This is a genomic window from Duganella sp. GW822-FHT06D06 (assembly GCF_058799615.1).
In genome coordinates this window covers 79,826-94,182 of the sequence record NZ_JBXALQ010000017.1, presented here as the reverse complement: position 1 = coordinate 94,182, position 14,357 = coordinate 79,826, and the positions used below count along the sequence as shown (strand labels likewise).

At 64.7% G+C, this 14,357-nt stretch carries 11 protein-coding genes; 2 read left to right on the top strand and 9 right to left on the bottom strand.

Annotated features, from left to right (window positions below):
• Nucleotides 1–11: 11 nt before the first annotated feature.
• Complete coding sequence (gene coaD, locus AC1RMD_RS25120) at nucleotides 12–1,160, top strand: pantetheine-phosphate adenylyltransferase (protein WP_492930515.1); 1,149 nt, start codon at nucleotides 12–14, stop codon at nucleotides 1,158–1,160.
• 18 nt (nucleotides 1,161–1,178) lie between these two features.
• Here the strand turns inward: coaD and AC1RMD_RS25115 are convergent, their stop codons facing one another.
• The 8 genes from AC1RMD_RS25115 to AC1RMD_RS25080 all read right to left on the bottom strand — a co-directional run bounded on the left by AC1RMD_RS25115 (nucleotide 1,179) and on the right by AC1RMD_RS25080 (nucleotide 10,459).
• Nucleotides 1,179–1,685, bottom strand: coding sequence for a hemerythrin domain-containing protein (locus AC1RMD_RS25115; protein ID WP_492930513.1), 507 nt, complete (start codon nucleotides 1,683–1,685; stop codon nucleotides 1,179–1,181).
• 80 nt (nucleotides 1,686–1,765) lie between these two features.
• A complete protein-coding gene (locus AC1RMD_RS25110) occupies nucleotides 1,766–2,056 on the bottom strand; it encodes a type II toxin-antitoxin system RelE/ParE family toxin (protein WP_492930511.1) in 291 nt (96 codons plus the stop codon).
• 2 nt (nucleotides 2,057–2,058) lie between these two features.
• Nucleotides 2,059–2,343, bottom strand: coding sequence for a hypothetical protein (locus AC1RMD_RS25105; protein WP_492930509.1), 285 nt, complete (start codon nucleotides 2,341–2,343; stop codon nucleotides 2,059–2,061).
• A 72-nt stretch (nucleotides 2,344–2,415) separates the two neighbouring features.
• The gene (locus tag AC1RMD_RS25100; RefSeq protein WP_492930507.1) at nucleotides 2,416–3,159 is read right to left on the bottom strand and encodes a tetratricopeptide repeat protein; all 744 of its coding nucleotides are present in this window, start codon (nucleotides 3,157–3,159) and stop codon (nucleotides 2,416–2,418) included.
• Nucleotides 3,160–3,219: 60 nt separating this feature from the next.
• Nucleotides 3,220–5,316, bottom strand: a complete 2,097-nt coding sequence (locus tag AC1RMD_RS25095; RefSeq protein ID WP_492930505.1) for a bifunctional 2',3'-cyclic-nucleotide 2'-phosphodiesterase/3'-nucleotidase — start codon at nucleotides 5,314–5,316, stop codon at nucleotides 3,220–3,222.
• A gap of 349 nt (nucleotides 5,317–5,665) precedes the next feature.
• Nucleotides 5,666–7,444, bottom strand: coding sequence for a DUF3443 family protein (locus AC1RMD_RS25090; protein ID WP_492930503.1), 1,779 nt, complete (start codon nucleotides 7,442–7,444; stop codon nucleotides 5,666–5,668).
• A 10-nt stretch (nucleotides 7,445–7,454) separates the two neighbouring features.
• A complete protein-coding gene (locus tag AC1RMD_RS25085) occupies nucleotides 7,455–7,895 on the bottom strand; it encodes a DUF2844 domain-containing protein (protein ID WP_492930501.1) in 441 nt (146 codons plus the stop codon).
• Between the two features lie 161 nt (nucleotides 7,896–8,056).
• Nucleotides 8,057–10,459, bottom strand: a complete 2,403-nt coding sequence (locus AC1RMD_RS25080) for a TonB-dependent receptor plug domain-containing protein (protein ID WP_492930499.1) — start codon at nucleotides 10,457–10,459, stop codon at nucleotides 8,057–8,059.
• 228 nt (nucleotides 10,460–10,687) lie between these two features.
• On the opposite strand from AC1RMD_RS25080, the gene AC1RMD_RS25075 reads away from it, so the two are divergent.
• Nucleotides 10,688–13,861, top strand: a complete 3,174-nt coding sequence (locus tag AC1RMD_RS25075; RefSeq protein ID WP_492930497.1) for an error-prone DNA polymerase — start codon at nucleotides 10,688–10,690, stop codon at nucleotides 13,859–13,861.
• Here AC1RMD_RS25075 and AC1RMD_RS25070 read toward each other — a convergent pair.
• The gene (locus AC1RMD_RS25070) at nucleotides 13,858–14,277 is read right to left on the bottom strand and encodes a PRC-barrel domain-containing protein (RefSeq protein WP_492930597.1); all 420 of its coding nucleotides are present in this window, start codon (nucleotides 14,275–14,277) and stop codon (nucleotides 13,858–13,860) included. The genes AC1RMD_RS25075 and AC1RMD_RS25070 overlap by 4 nt on opposite strands.
• Nucleotides 14,278–14,357 lie beyond the last annotated feature (80 nt).

The window sequence follows — 14,357 nt, the reverse complement described above, 5'->3', positions numbered from 1 at the left end:
TGGAGTGGCGTATGAAGAAAATCGGCTTTTCGGGCACCCTGGACCCGATCACCAACGGTCACATGTGGGTGATGAACGAAGCCCGTTCGCTGGCGGACGAGGTGGTGGTCTTCCTGTCCGAAAATCCGGCTAAGAAGCCCAAGTTCTCGGCCGAGGAGCGCAAGAGCATCATCGCCCTCAGCTGCGCCGAGCAGGGCTGGGACAATGTGCAGGTGGTCATCGTCAAGGGCGACTACACGGCGCGCGCCGCCAAGAAGCAGGGCGTGCACTGCCTGATACGCGGCATCCGCACCACCGCCGATTTCGACTACGAAAACCTGATCCAGCAAACCAACGTCGACGTGCTGCAGGGCGCCAAGACCATCTTCGTGATGCCGCCGCGCGACCTCGGTTCGGTCAGCTCCAGCTTCGTCAAGGCGCTGGAAGGGCCGATCGGCTGGAACTGGATCATGAAGAAATTCGTGCCCGGCCCGGCCTACCACGCCTGGGTGCTGAGCTGGCTGCGCAAGGAATGGGAAACGCTGTGGGACTACGAGCACCGCGACGCCACCGCCATCGCCCACGCCGACCAGTGGTTCGTGCAGCTGACCGGGGCCACGGCCTACGGCGGCCCGGCGCGCCACTATCACAACCTCGACCACCTGGTGCACGGCCTGTGCGAGATCCGCGTGTGGGCCGCCAACACCCGGCCCGATCCGGCCGACGTCGACATCGTCAAGCAGGCGTTCTGGTTCCATGACGCCGAGTACGGCCACAGCGGCGAGCCGGGCGCGCTGACCAACGAGGAAGCCAGCGCGCAACTGTGGCTGGGCAGCCACCTGGGCCAGGAGATGAGCGACGCCGCCGAACTGATACGCGCCACCGACCATTTCCAGGAAGCCTCGATCACGCATCGCCTGAAGGACACCCTGCTCAGCGTCGACCTGGCCATCCTGGGGCAGGACGACGAGGTCTACCAGAACTATGCGCGCGCCATCCGCAAGGAATATATCCACCTGCCGGACGCCAAGTACCGCGAACAGCGCGGCGGCGCGCTGGCCCACTTGTGCCGCAAAGCCGATGCGGGCCAGTTGTTCGGCAACGACTACTTTGCCGACCAGTACAACGAGCGCGCCATCGACAACATGCAGCGCGAGATGGAACGGCTGGCGGCGAAGTGATGTTGCGCTGAACCGGTGTTAGTGCGGCGGCAGCTCGACCTGCTCCTTGCGCGCGGCGATCTGGGTGCCCAGCGCATCGAGGTCGAGCTTGGCCTTGCGGGCCTTGGGGAACATCTCGGTCTCTTCTTCCTGGACGTGATGGTCGATCAGCTCGGATAATACCTTGACCTTGGCGTCGTACAGATCGTCGGTGGGTTCCATCGCGATGATCTGTGCGATCAAGTCCTTGGCCGAGGCGTGCTCGACGACGGCCTCGTCGAGCAAGTCGTCATCCTTGGTGGCGGCGCGCACGGCGGGGTAGAAGATCTCCTCTTCGGCGGTGGCGTGCTTGGTCAGTTCGGTGCAGATCTGCAAGGCCAACTTTTGCTTGCTGACACGAGCACGGTCGCCCAGTCCCTCGTATTGTTCGAACAGCGACTTGACGTGCTCATGGTCTTCCGTCAGCAGCGTGATCGCATCCTGCGGATCGGTTTCAGTTGGAATCGGCTTGGGGATTTTATTGTGCGGATGGGCGGTGGTTCTCATATCGGCTCCTTGCGTGGCGAATGAATGGGGGAACTGCTTACCCAGTCTAGGAGCGCGATCAAAGACGGTCTGTGCGTTGTTCAACGGATTCGTTGTTGTCGTTGGCTTTGGATGGCGAGTACAAACACCGTGTCGATGTCGGCCAGATACCGGTATATGGCGATATAGCCATGCCTCCGTTTCCCAATGACGAGCTCACACTTGTTGTCGCGCAGGGCATGGCCAATCAAAGGTGTAAGCTGTAGAACATTGATAGATTGCTGAATTTCCAGGATTTTGGTGGGAGCGTTCGGCGTCTTGTTTTGAACTAAAAAATCCAGAATACGGTCGAGATCATCGATCGCCTTAGGCATCAGTTCAACACGTGCCATGATCAGGGGATGAATTTTTTAGGCACTGGCGGCGGCATTGTTTCGCCGGCAGCGCGCCGTTCCAGATAGCTGCTGACCTCTGCCCAAGGAACGGATTGCCTATCTTTCAAAAATTCTTCGAACCGATCGTCGGCGATCGCGCAGACATCTTCTCTCTCGGTCAGCAGGGCAATTTTTTCCGCAATAGACTCCAGAATGAATTCTTGCGTTTTTACCTTGTCGCTATCGGTTATCGCTTTGAGTCTTAAGCTGAGTGCTGACGGTAATTCGATGGTGAACTTAGGCATGGCATCCTCCCGCAGTGAGAAATAATTCTAGCACTGCAGGCATGGTTGACTTGCGGCGTAATCAAACGCGCGTCAGAAACGATTCCAGTTGTTGTGGCGGTGTTCGGCGGCTTCCTTGAGCAGGTGGCCGGCGCGGCGTTCGTCTTTGGGACTGAGGGCGTCGCCCAGTTGCATCGTCAGCGCCAGTTCCTGGATCGCCGGTGGATATTCATGCTCGGCGGCTTCTTCCAGCAGGTGGCGGGCCAAGGCGCCGTCCTGCGCGACGCCGCGGCCTTCGCGGTAGATGTAGGAGAGCAGGAACATGGCGTGTGGATTGCCTAGCTCGCTGGCGACGTTCAGCCAGTGCGCGGCCTGCGCGTCATCGCGCGCGACGCCGTCACCGTTTTTGTGGAGCAGGCCCAGCATCAGCGCCGCACGGGCGTGATGCTGTTTGGCCGCCATGGCGTACCACGGCGCCGCCGCTGCGGGCGCCGCCGGCACGCCGGCCACGCCCACGCGCAACATCTCGCCCAGCTGGTAGGCGGCGTCGACGTCGCCGCCGCGCGCGGCCTGCTCGAACAGCTTCAGCGATGCCGCCCGCTGTTCCGGACGGGTCTGATACAGCAACCCCAGTTCGCGCTGCGCCACCGGCATGTTCTGCGCCGACCATGACATCAGCTTGCGCTCGGCGCCGGCGTCGGCCTGCTGCATGGCTTTCATGCCCACAGTTTCGATTTGCGCCGAGTTCGGCTTCTCCTGTTGCAGCTGGCAGCCGAACAGGAACACGCCGACCAGCAGACCGACCAGGACGACACCAGGATAATTTTTAGCTTGCATGATAAGAACCTCACGATAGGCGGAGCCGGCGTTCACCGGCCCCGCGCACCACGCTTACATTTACTTGCTCAGATCCACCGAGTACTTGGCGAAGCCGCTGGCGTCCAGCGCGCCTTCGGCCGTCACGGCGGTGATGCCGCTGCTCTTCGCCAATGCCAGATGGCCAGGCGCCGAACGCAGGATCACCGGACCGGCGGTCGCCACCTTGACGAAGCTCCAGCTGCGCGCGCTGCCGTTGCCGGCCAGCGTGACCTTGCCGCTGGCCGCGCCCTGTGCCGTCAGGTAGTTGCTGACCACGGTCTGGTTGGCGTCCGGCGACTTGATGATGGTCTTGCTGCCGTCGATGCCAGGCACGGCGCCGCCGCCGCCCGCGCGGTAGTCGTTGGTGGCGACGATGAAGTCGTCACCGGCGGCCACGGCCTTGCCCAGGTAGCTCAGGTTGACGATGCGGCTGCCGACCGGCTTGGTCACGTCGATCTGGTAGGTCAGCGCGTTGTTCTCGGCGTAGAACACGTCGTAGTTGTAGATCGTGCCATACGACGGCACCAGGTCCTGCTCGGCGGTCTTGGCCGGGTCGATCTGGCCGAACTGCTTGGCCGCCGTTTCCAGCCAGGCCTTCAGGTCCGAACCCTTGATTTTCACCGCCTGCAGGTTGTTGTTGCTGTACAGGTAGAGGTCGCCCGGATTGCGCACTTGCAGGCCGACCGGCGCGGCGGCGCTGGCGCCCGGCGCGACGTCGGTGAAGTCCGAGGGGCCGTTGCGGCCGGCCTTGAACGGCGCGCTGCACGAGATCACCGGAATGTTCTTGTAGCTGGCGAGGGTGGCATCGGTGCTGGCGGCGATGAATTTTCTCACGTAGTCCAGCTGCGCCTGGTTGACCAGCTGGATCGCGCTGACGTCGCCGACCAGCGAGAAGTAGGCCGACATTTCAAAGTCGGTGGTCACGCCCAGCGGCTGCTTGGCATAGGCGATGGTGGCCGCGTGCTCGCTGGCGACCAGGGGCGCGATGGCCGGATCGACCTTGACGTTGGTGACGCCGTCGGCGTACTTGAAGCCGCGCGATTCCACGCTGGTCTTGTCCTGCTGCACCACCCACTTGCCGCCGGTGAAGACCAAGGTCAGCTTGATGATGCCCAGACGGCGGCCCCAGCTTTGCGCCATCACGGTCGGCACGCCGTTGACGAAGCCGTTGACGGCGTCGATCTTGGCGCTGGCCGGGAAGGCGGCGAACGATGGATCCAGCGCGGCCGCGCCGGTCTCTTTACCTTTCGGGAAGATAAGGTGCGAGTGGCCGATCAGCAGCGCGTCGATGCCGGTGCTGGTCAGGTGGTAGCTGCCGTTCTCCATTTTCGGGCTGTAGGCGCTTGGGTCGAGGCCGCCGTGCGACAGCGCCACCACCAGGTCGGCGCCCTTGGCGCGCATTTCCGGCACGTACTGCTTGGCCGCTTCCTGCACGCCGGTCACGGCGACTTTGCCGGCCAGGTTCTTCTGGTCCCAGTCCAGGATCTGCGGCGGTACGAAGCTCATGATGCCGATGTTGAGCTTGACGTCGACCTTGGTGCCGTCCAGCTTGGTGGCGCTGAAGGTGCGCGGCAGCAGCGTGTAGGGCTGCACGATGGGCTTGTTGCTGGCGACGCCGGTGACGTTGGTCAGCACCAGCGGGAAGGCCGGCGCGCCGCAGCTGCCGGTCGGCTTGGCCACGCCGGGAATGCCGAAGTCGGTATTGGTGATCTGGCTCAGCAGCGGCAGGCCGTAGTTGAACTCGTGGTTGCCGAAGCCGCCGCCGTCGTATTTCATGGCGTTCATGACTTTGTGCACGGCCAGGGTGTCGGTGCAGGCGATCGGCTTGGTGACCGCTTGCAGGTCGCCCAGCAGCGTGCCCTGGATCACGTCGCCGTCGTCCAGCAGCAGGTTGTTCGGGTTTTCCGCGCGGGCCGCGCTGACCAGGGTCGAGGTGCGTTCCAGGCCCAGGCTGGTGTCTTCCGCCAACGAGTAGTAGTTGTAGCTCATCACGTTGGCATGGATGTCGGTGGTTTCCATCAGCGCCAGCGTGACGGTCGTGCCTTCCGCGATCGCCGGGGGCGCCGTGTAGTCGCCGCCGCAGCCAACCAGACCCGCTGCCGTCAACGCAGCCAACATCACCAGATTTGTTTTCATTGCACCCTCAAATTAAGAAAATTCAAGGTGGCGACTGTACCCAATGCACATGACATGGCCGTGACAAAACGCAAACAATTGCTTGGCGGACCGCTATCGCCGGGCCTGGCGAGCCGTGGCGCGATTTAACAGGGATTTGTCGTGATTTCGCGATACCGCTCAGGCGTCGCCCGCTATGCTGGCAAGTCGTACCGGGGTCACAAACCGCCGGTGCGCGCAGAGATGCATCATCCTTCGACCAGACACCCACGGAGAGAAGGTAGGCAACTACCCAAAAGATGGACCACAACAGCGGCTCTGACGGCAGCGCTTATCGGGCGCTGCCGGCAACGGCGGGCGTTGTGCGATCCTAATAGGCCCACAGCGGCCCGGTCTTGCCGTTGGCGGCGCCTCCTTCAAATACGACGAACACGCGGCGGCCGTAGAAGAAGGGCAATCCCCAATCAAAGTAATTGCCCGCACTGGTGCTGCTGCCCACTGTGCCGCCGACTTGCGCCGCCGAGATGGTCGACGCTAGTTGCACCAGGTTGGCGACGTTGAAGTTGACCACGCCGCTGGCGCTGCCGTCGGCGGCCGCGTTGGTGGCGCTGAGCGCGAGCGTCGCAGCCGGGCAATAGAAATCCCCTCCCGAGCACGTGCGTATCGTGCTGTCGCTGAAGAAGTAGCCGTTGGAGCCGCTGTCGATGAAGCTGGCGCCGTAGGTCTTGCCTTTGTAAGTGGTGCTGAAGTCGCCGCTGCTGTTGGTCTTGTACAGCGTCTCGCCGGCGATGCTGTTGTTGCCCTGGGTGTTGACGCCGAAGATCAACGTGCCGCTGACCGAGGTCAGGCCGGCCGTGCCGACGCTGGGCAGCACCACCAGCACGCCGTTGTTGTTGACCGCGAACGAAGCCACCGGATTGCTGACCTGCGCCGCCAGCGCCATGCTGCTGGCGGTACAGCCGTTGCTGGTGCAGGCGTAGTAGGCGCCGCTGACCGCCGACCTGGCGCAGCTGTCGCCGCAGTCCTGCTTGAACAGGCCGACGCCGAGCACGCCCTTGGCGCCCAACGCCGCCAGCGTGCCGAGGTTGTTGCCGGCGCTGCTGCAACTGGACGGGATGGCGGCGTAGTTGGCGCCTCTGTCGGCGATCACCTGGATCGAAATGCCGGCCGCCTTTTCGTCCGCCAGCTTGACGTCGGCCTGGCGCACCGCGCCCCAGGTGTAGCCGCTGATGAACTTGGCGCATGCGCCGGCGTCGGCGCCGGACGGCGTTTTCACGGTCGGCAGGTTCAGCGCCGCGTCGAGCGGCGCCAGCAGGCGCAGGCCGTAGGAGCCGGTGTCGAGCAGCACGTGGTCGATGGTCTGGCAGGTGCTGGTGCCGGGCTGGCACACCGTCACGCTGACGTACGGAATATTGATCGCGCCGTTAATGCCGGTGGGGCCGCTGTCGACCACGATGGCGGTGCTGTTGCTCAGTGGCGCAGTCACGCTGAGCGCGGCGCTGGCGTTGACGTTGCCGCCGTCGCCGGTGCAGGACAGGGTGTAGACAAAGTTGCCCGCCGCATTGGGCGCGATGCTGATCGAGCCCGAGCTGGCCCTGGCGCCGCTCCAGGCGCCGCTGGCGGTGCAACTGCCGGCGTTGGCCGACGACCAGCTCAGCACCGAAGTCTGCGCGGTGCTGATGCTGGCCGGCGCCAGCGTCAGGTTGACGGTGGGCGAGGGCGGCGGCGTGCTGACGACGACGCTGGTGGTCTTGCTGACGCCGCTGCAGGTGACGGTGTAGAAGGCGGTGCCGGCCGCACCGGCCGTGACGGTTTGCGAGCCGCTGTTGTCCAGCGCGCCGCTCCACGCGCCCGAGGCGGTGCAGCCGGTCGCGCCGGGATTGCTGACGCTCCAGCTCAGCGTGACGACCTGGCCGACGGTGGCGGCGGTCGGCGTGGCGCTGATGCTGACCACCGGCGTGACGGCGGCGACGGCCTGGGTCGTGCTGGTGGTCGCGGCGGTGCTGTCGCCGCCACCGCCGCCGCAGCCGCCGAGTATCAGTGCGAGCGTCAGGCTGGCGAGGTAGAGGAACCAGGTCGAACCGGACGCGGCCGGCAAGGCCGCGCCGGCGCGATGCAGCAGCCGGTCGATGGGGAGGAAGCGGACCATGCGCGACTCCCTATTCGATGGTGGAAGTATCGAAGCCCGCCGGCAGCGCGCTCGGTATCCACGCATGGCCGGCATAGGCGCGCATATGGCCGCCGGAGACGATCACCAGGTCCGATTGCTCGACCGCCAGCTGCGAGTGTCCCGCCTTGGGGCGCTTGCCGGCAGTGCTGGTCAGCACCGCGAACTTGTCGCCCAGCAGGGTGCGCAGATCGGGCAGGGCCGGGCCGCTCCAGCTGACGGCGAACACCGTGCCCTGCGTGTTCACATATTCGCGCACGACGGTGCCGCTGTCGAGCGTGCTCTGGCTGACGGTGTAGACCGCCGTGCTGTCGGCGTTGGCCGCCGCGAGGCTGCGCGCGCCCTGCCTGACCGGCGTGGTGCCGAAATTGGACGGGGCGCTGCCCAGCGCGGCATAGGCCAGCGCGCCTTGCAGCAGGGAGAGGACCAACATGAGTAAGAATGCGCGGCGCATGAAACGCTCCTGTGCCTGAGATGTAGGCAGTGTAGAACGACAGCGGGTTGGATAGCGTTAGCGATATGTAAGCAAACGTTACGATTGCGGCCAACGAAAAACGGCGCCCGCAGGCGCCGTCGATGCAAAGGACAGTGAGCTTAGAACTTGACGTACAGGCGGCCGAAGTACGAAGCGCCGTTCAAACCGAACTGCACGCTTTCATACTTGAAACCGTTGTCGGTCTGGTCGACGTTCTGCGACGTCGGCTTGACGTTGAAGATGTTGTTGCCGCCGAAGGTGAACTTCATGTTCTTGTTGATGCTGTAGGTGAAGCTCAGGTCGGCCGAGGTCTTCGACTCGTAGTGCTGGTTGGGCACGCCGCCGGCCGTACCGTCGAAGGTGCCCAGGGTCTGCGGACCGAAGTGGATGATCTTCAGGTCGCTTTCCCACGGGCCGGTCACGTAGTCGAAGCCCAGCGTGGCCTTGGAGCGCGGCGCGCCTTGCTCGATGTACAGGCGTTCCTTCTCCGACAGCAGCACGTCCTCGAAGCCTTTCAGCGAAGCCGGCGCGTGGATGCCGGTCACTTCCGTCTTGCTGACGTTGAGCGCCAGGAAGGTGGTCAGCTTGTTGGAGCCGAAGTTGGTCTTGTGCGACGCGGTCAGGTCCAGGCCCTGGGTCTTGGTGTCGACCGAGTTGACGAAGAACTGCGCTTCGCCCACGCCCAGCTTGGCCAGGCGCTCGGCCAGGTCAGGATAGGTGTCGGCGTTGAAGCGGCCCGACAGCACGATGCGGTCCTTGATCTTGATGTTGTACAGGTCGGCGGTCACCGAGACGGCGGCGTTCGGCGTCCAGGTGGTGCCCAGCGTGAAGCTGGTCGACTTTTCTTCCTTCAGTTTCGGGATGCCGGCCGCGTTGGCGACGGTGCCGCCGTTCGGCGCCAGCACCACGTCGGTGGCGACGCCGCCGATGAAGTCGGTGAAGGTCGACGAGAAATAAACTTGTTGCAGCGACGGTGCGCGGAAGCCGGTGCTGCCCGAACCGCGCAGCAGCACGCTGTCGGCCACGCGCACGCTGCCGGCCAGCTTGCCGGTGACGGTGGAGCCGAAGTCGCTGAACTTCTCGTAGCGCAGCGCGCCTTGCAGCTTGACGGTGCGGCTCAGGTCCGCTTCCAGGTCGAGGTAGGCGGCGGTGCTGTGGCGCTTGGCGTTGACCTGGTCGGCCGGCTGGAAGCCGGGGAAGCCCTGGCTGCCGGCGTTGCCGCCGAAGCCGATGCCGTCGACGTCGTTGTACGAACCGGGTTCGCCGGCGAAGATCTTGTAGGACTCGCTGCGGTACTCGCCGCCGAAGGCGACGTTCAGGCCGTCACCGACCAGGCCGTCGTAGTAGTGGTTCAGGTCGAGGTTGGTGGTCAGCTGCTGGAACGAGAAGCCGCCCGCGTCGAAGCGGTCCGGGCTGATGCCCTTGCCGCCGGCCAGCAAGTCCTTGTTGGCGATCGAGGCGTTGATCGTATGGCTGATGTTGTAGCGCATCTTGTTGTAGCCATAGGTCTGCGACACATCCAGGTTCCAGTCGCCCACCGTGTTGCGATGGCCGACGATGGCGTACTGGTCGTCGATGTCGGCGTTGATGAACGGCACGAAGCCGTTCGGGTACATGGCCGCCGAGTTGCGGCTCGGGATGTCGTCGGAACCGATGCCGCCGCGCGCGAAGGCGGCGCTGGAGGCGTTGCGGGTCTGGCCGCCGGCGGTGAAGTACAGCTTGCCGGCGCCGGTGGTCGGCAGGTCGCCGTTCAGGTAGATGGTCTGGTTCTTGGTCTTGGTGTCGCCGATGATGCGCGGATTGTCGGCTTCGGCGCGGTTGGAACGGCCGCGGTCCAGGTATTCGCCGGTGATGCCGAGCGTGCCGCCGTTGCCGATCTCAAAGCCGCAGTAGGCCGAGGTCATGTAGTTCTTGCCGTCGCGCTTGGAGTATTCGCTGAAGCCGGCGATGGCTTCGCAACCCTTGCTTTTCTTCAGGCCGATGTCGATCACGCCGGCGATGGCGTCCGAGCCGTACTGGGCGGCGGCGCCGTCGCGCAGCACCTGCACGTCCTTGATCGCCAGCAGCGGGATGGTGTTCATGTCGGTGCCGGTGTTGCCGCGGTTGCGGGCGCCGAACAGGTTGACCAGCGCGGTGGTGTGGCGGCGCTTGCCGTTGACCAGCACCAGGGTCTGGTCGGAGCCGAGGCCGCGCAGCGCGGCGGAGTCGACCAGATCGGCGCCGTCGGAGCCGCTCTGGCGGGTCGAATTGAACGATGGCGAGATGTAAGTCAGCGTTTGCGCCAGGTCGAACTGGCCGCCTTGTTCGGTGGACTTGCTCATCGGAATGATATCGACCGGCACCACGGTGTCGGTGGACGAAGTGGTCGCGCGGCGTGAGCCGACGATGCTGACCGATTGCAGCGGGGTGTCTGGTTTGGCTTCCTGCGCGGTCTGCGCGAAAGCGGATGGTGCGAGGCTGAGGGCGGCTGCGCCGTAAAGGCTGAGCAGTACTGCATGACGTAATGGTGTGTTGGCGAACAAGTTTTCTCTCCCGTGAAAAAACTGATTCTAGTCAAATAGCTCATCAGGGCATGACTTTTTTGATAATTTTGCATCCAAACTTTATTTACTGTTGTTTTGCTGCGCCAGAGTGGTGTCGGCACTACGTAGTGCTACGTAGTGCCATAGTTTTAGTCAATTATTGCTTCATCTATCTGGTAGCAAGCGGCGCAGGGTGTACTATGCTGTATAAAAACACAGCGTAAAATCATGGCGTCTGTCATTACCCCGACCATGCAGGGCTTGCCGGCCTATGCCGAGCTGTTCTGCCTGACCAATTTCTCCTTCCTGCAAGGCGCCTCCAGCGCCGAGGAGCTGGTCGCGCGCGCCGTGCAGCTGGACTACGCCGCGCTGGCCATCACCGACGAATGCTCGCTGGCCGGCGTAGTGCGCGCTCACGCCCAGGCCAGGGAGGCCGGCCTGCCGCTGCTGATCGGCAGCCATTTCCATCTGAAGCATCCCGACGGCAGCCCGGCCCTGTCGCTGATCGCGCTGGCGCAGGACCGCGAGGGCTACGGCAATCTCTGCGAACTCATCACGATAGGGCGCAACCGGGTCGCCAAGGGCAGCTACCTGCTCACGCCGACCGACCTGGCCGCGCCGCCGCCGGCCTATGCCCACTTGAAAGGCTTGCCCGGCTGCCTGATGATCCTGCTGCCGCATTACCCGGCGTTCCAGCCGGACGACGTCGACCGCCTGCACGCGCAGGCGGCGTGGATGGAGGTGACGTTTCCCGGCCGTAGCTGGATGGGCCTGAACCTGTTGCAGCGCGCGCTGGACGAGGCGCACCGCCTCAGCATCGACGAGGTGGCGCTGCAGCATGGCATGCCGGTGGTGGCGCTGGGACATGTCTGCATGCATGTGCGTTCGCGCAAGCCCTTGCTGGACACCTTGTGCGCGGTGCGGGTCGGCAAGCCGGTGGCCGAGTGCGGCTACGCGCTGGCGCAGAACGCCGAGCAGCACCTGCGTTCGCGGCTGCGGCTGGCGAACCTGTATCCGCCGCAGGCGCTGGCGGAAACGTTGAACATCATGCGGCAGTGCTGCTTCAACCTGAGCCAGCTGCGCTACGAATATCCGCATGAGCTGGTGCCGCCGGGCCACACGCCGGGCAGCTATCTGCGGCAGGAAGTGTATGCCGGCGCGCAGCGGCGCTTTCCGGCCGGCGTGTCCGACAAGGTGTGCGGGCAGATCGAGAAGGAGCTGGCGCTGATCCGCGAGCTGAAATACGAGCCTTATTTCCTGACGGTCTACGACATCGTCCGCTTTGCCCGTTCGCAGGACATCCTGTGCCAGGGGCGCGGCTCGGCGGCCAACTCGGTGGTCTGCTATTGCCTCGGCGTGACCGAGGTCGATCCCGAGCGCAGCAATATGCTGACCGGGCGTTTTATCTCGCGCGAGCGCGACGAGCCGCCCGACATCGACGTCGACTTCGAACACCAGCGGCGCGAGGAAGTGATCCAGTACATCTACAAGAAATACGGCGCGGACCGGGCCGCGCTGGCGGCCGTCGTCATCAGCTATCGGCCCAAGAGCGCGCTGCGCGACAGCGGCAAGGCGCTGGGCGTGGACCTGGCCATCGTCGAGAAGGTGGCCAAGGCGCACCACTGGTTCGACGGCCGCAACGACCTGCTGGGCCGGCTCGCCGAGTGCGGGCTGGACCCGGAATCGCAACTGGCGCAGCAATGGGCCGCGTTGGCGGTGACCTTGCTGGGCTTCCCGCGTCACCTGTCGCAGCATCCCGGCGGCTTCGTCATCTCGCACGAAAAGCTGTCGCGGCTGGTGCCGATCGAGGCGGCGACCATGGAAGGGCGCTGCGTGATCCAGTGGGACAAGGACGATCTTGAAGAGCTGGGCCTGATGAAGGTGGACGTGCTGGCGCTGGGCATGCTGACCGCGCTGCGGCGCGCGCTGGCGCTGGTGGGCGCGCAGCGCGGCGCGCCGTTCCGCATGCAGGACATTCCCGTCGAGGACCCGGCCACCTACGACATGATGTGCGAGGCCGACACCATCGGCGTGTTCCAGATCGAATCGCGGGCGCAGATGAGCATGCTGCCGCGCCTGCGGCCAAGGGTGTTTTACGACCTGGTGATCGAGGTCGCGCTGGTGCGGCCGGGACCGATCCAGGGCGGCATGGTCCATCCCTATCTGCAACGGCGCATGCGGCGCGAGGACGTCCACTTCCCGCCGCGGCTGGAGGAAGCGCTGGGCCGCACCTTGGGCGTGCCGATCTTCCAGGAGCAGGTGATGCAGATCGCCGTCATCGCCGCCGGCTTCACCGAGGGCGAGGCCGACCAGCTGCGGCGGGCGATGGCCGCATGGAAGCGCAAGGGCGGGGTCGACAAATACCAGCAGCGCATCATGGACGGCATGCGCGAGCGCGGCTACGACGAAGCGTTCGCGGCCGCCATTTGCAGCCAGATCCAGGGCTTCGGCGAATACGGCTTTCCCGAATCGCACGCCGCCAGCTTCGCGCTGCTGACCTATGCCAGTTCCTGGCTCAAGTGCCACGAGCCGGCCGCCTTCCTGTGCGCGCTGCTGAATAGCCAACCGATGGGCTTCTACAGCCCGTCGCAACTGGTGCAGGACGCCAAACGGCACGGCGTGCAGGTGCGCGAGATCGACGTCACCGTCAGCGGCTGGGATTCATCGCTGGAAGAGCGGGTGGGGCGGCGCAATCAGCCGGCGGTGCGGCTGGGCCTGTCGCTGCTGAAGGGCATGCGCGCCGAGGCGGCCGAGCGCATCGAGCAGGCACGCGCCGCGCAACCGTTCGCCAGCGTGGCCGACCTGGCGCGCCGGGCCGACCTCGACCGCCACGACCTGCAAGTGCTGGCCGGCGGCAACGCGCTGCAAGCGCTGGCCGGCAACCGGCGGCAAGCCTTGTGGCAGGCGGTCGGCGCCACGCCGGACAAGGACCTGCTGCGGCCGACCACGCCGGACGAGGAGATCCCGCTGCTGAAACCGCCGACGGAAGGGGAGGAAATACTGGGCGACTACCGCTCGCAGGGACTGACGCTGGGCCGGCATCCGCTGGCGCTGCTGCGCCCCAAGCTGCTGGAGCACCGCTTCCTGCCGGCGTCCACGCTCAACACCTACACCAACGGCATGCTGGCGCGGGCCTGCGGCATGGTGACGGTGCGGCAACGTCCCAGCACGGCCAAGGGCGTGCTGTTCGTCACCATCGAGGACGAGACCGGCAACGTCAACGTCATCATCTGGCCGGCGCTGGTGGAGCAGCAGCGGCGCGAAGTGCTGGGGGCGCCGCTGCTCGGGGTGTATGGCGTCTGGCAGCAGGAGGGCATCGTGCGCCACCTGGTCGCCAAGCGGCTGGTCGACATGTCCCACCTGCTGGGACGGCTGCCGACCATCAGCCGCGATTTCTGTTAGCGCAGGCCGGCGCTGCGGTTGCCGCTGGTGCCGTAATAGGTATGGATCTGGCTGGCCCAGGTCTGGTTGGCCATATTCGGCCATTCGTCGCTATTGAAGCCGGGCGCCGCTTCGATGCGTTCCTTGTCCAGGTTCAGCGAGAAGCGTTTGTTGACGGTGTCCAGCGTCAGCGCTTCCCACGGCACGGCGAACAGCTTTTCGCCCAGCGTGAACACGCCGCCGAACGACATCACCGCATAGGCGATGTTGCCGGTGCGCATGTCGAGCATTATTTCCTTGATCTCGCCCAGGTGTTCGTCCTGCAGGTTGTGGACGTGATTGCCGATCAGCGTATCGGCGCCCATCAGTTCCGGACCGGGGCCTTTGTGGCCGTGGTCGACATACATGCCCAAGGCATCGAGTTCTTCATAGTTCATCATGACCTCCCTGATTGAGTGAGTTGTCATTTTTGCCTTGTTGAAGGCGCCGGTCTGTACGGTGCAACACAGTGCTGGCG

Coding starts and splice junctions, on each gene's coding strand:
- coaD (WP_492930515.1), top strand. CDS start 12: ATGAAGAAAATCGGCTTTTCGGGCACCCTGGACCCGATCACCAACGGT.
- AC1RMD_RS25115 (WP_492930513.1), bottom strand. CDS start 1,685: ATGAGAACCACCGCCCATCCGCACAATAAAATCCCCAAGCCGATTCCA.
- AC1RMD_RS25110 (WP_492930511.1), bottom strand. CDS start 2,056: ATGGCACGTGTTGAACTGATGCCTAAGGCGATCGATGATCTCGACCGT.
- AC1RMD_RS25105 (WP_492930509.1), bottom strand. CDS start 2,343: ATGCCTAAGTTCACCATCGAATTACCGTCAGCACTCAGCTTAAGACTC.
- AC1RMD_RS25100 (WP_492930507.1), bottom strand. CDS start 3,159: ATGCAAGCTAAAAATTATCCTGGTGTCGTCCTGGTCGGTCTGCTGGTC.
- AC1RMD_RS25095 (WP_492930505.1), bottom strand. CDS start 5,316: ATGAAAACAAATCTGGTGATGTTGGCTGCGTTGACGGCAGCGGGTCTG.
- AC1RMD_RS25090 (WP_492930503.1), bottom strand. CDS start 7,444: ATGGTCCGCTTCCTCCCCATCGACCGGCTGCTGCATCGCGCCGGCGCG.
- AC1RMD_RS25085 (WP_492930501.1), bottom strand. CDS start 7,895: ATGTTGGTCCTCTCCCTGCTGCAAGGCGCGCTGGCCTATGCCGCGCTG.
- AC1RMD_RS25075 (WP_492930497.1), top strand. CDS start 10,688: ATGGCGTCTGTCATTACCCCGACCATGCAGGGCTTGCCGGCCTATGCC.
- AC1RMD_RS25070 (WP_492930597.1), bottom strand. CDS start 14,277: ATGAACTATGAAGAACTCGATGCCTTGGGCATGTATGTCGACCACGGC.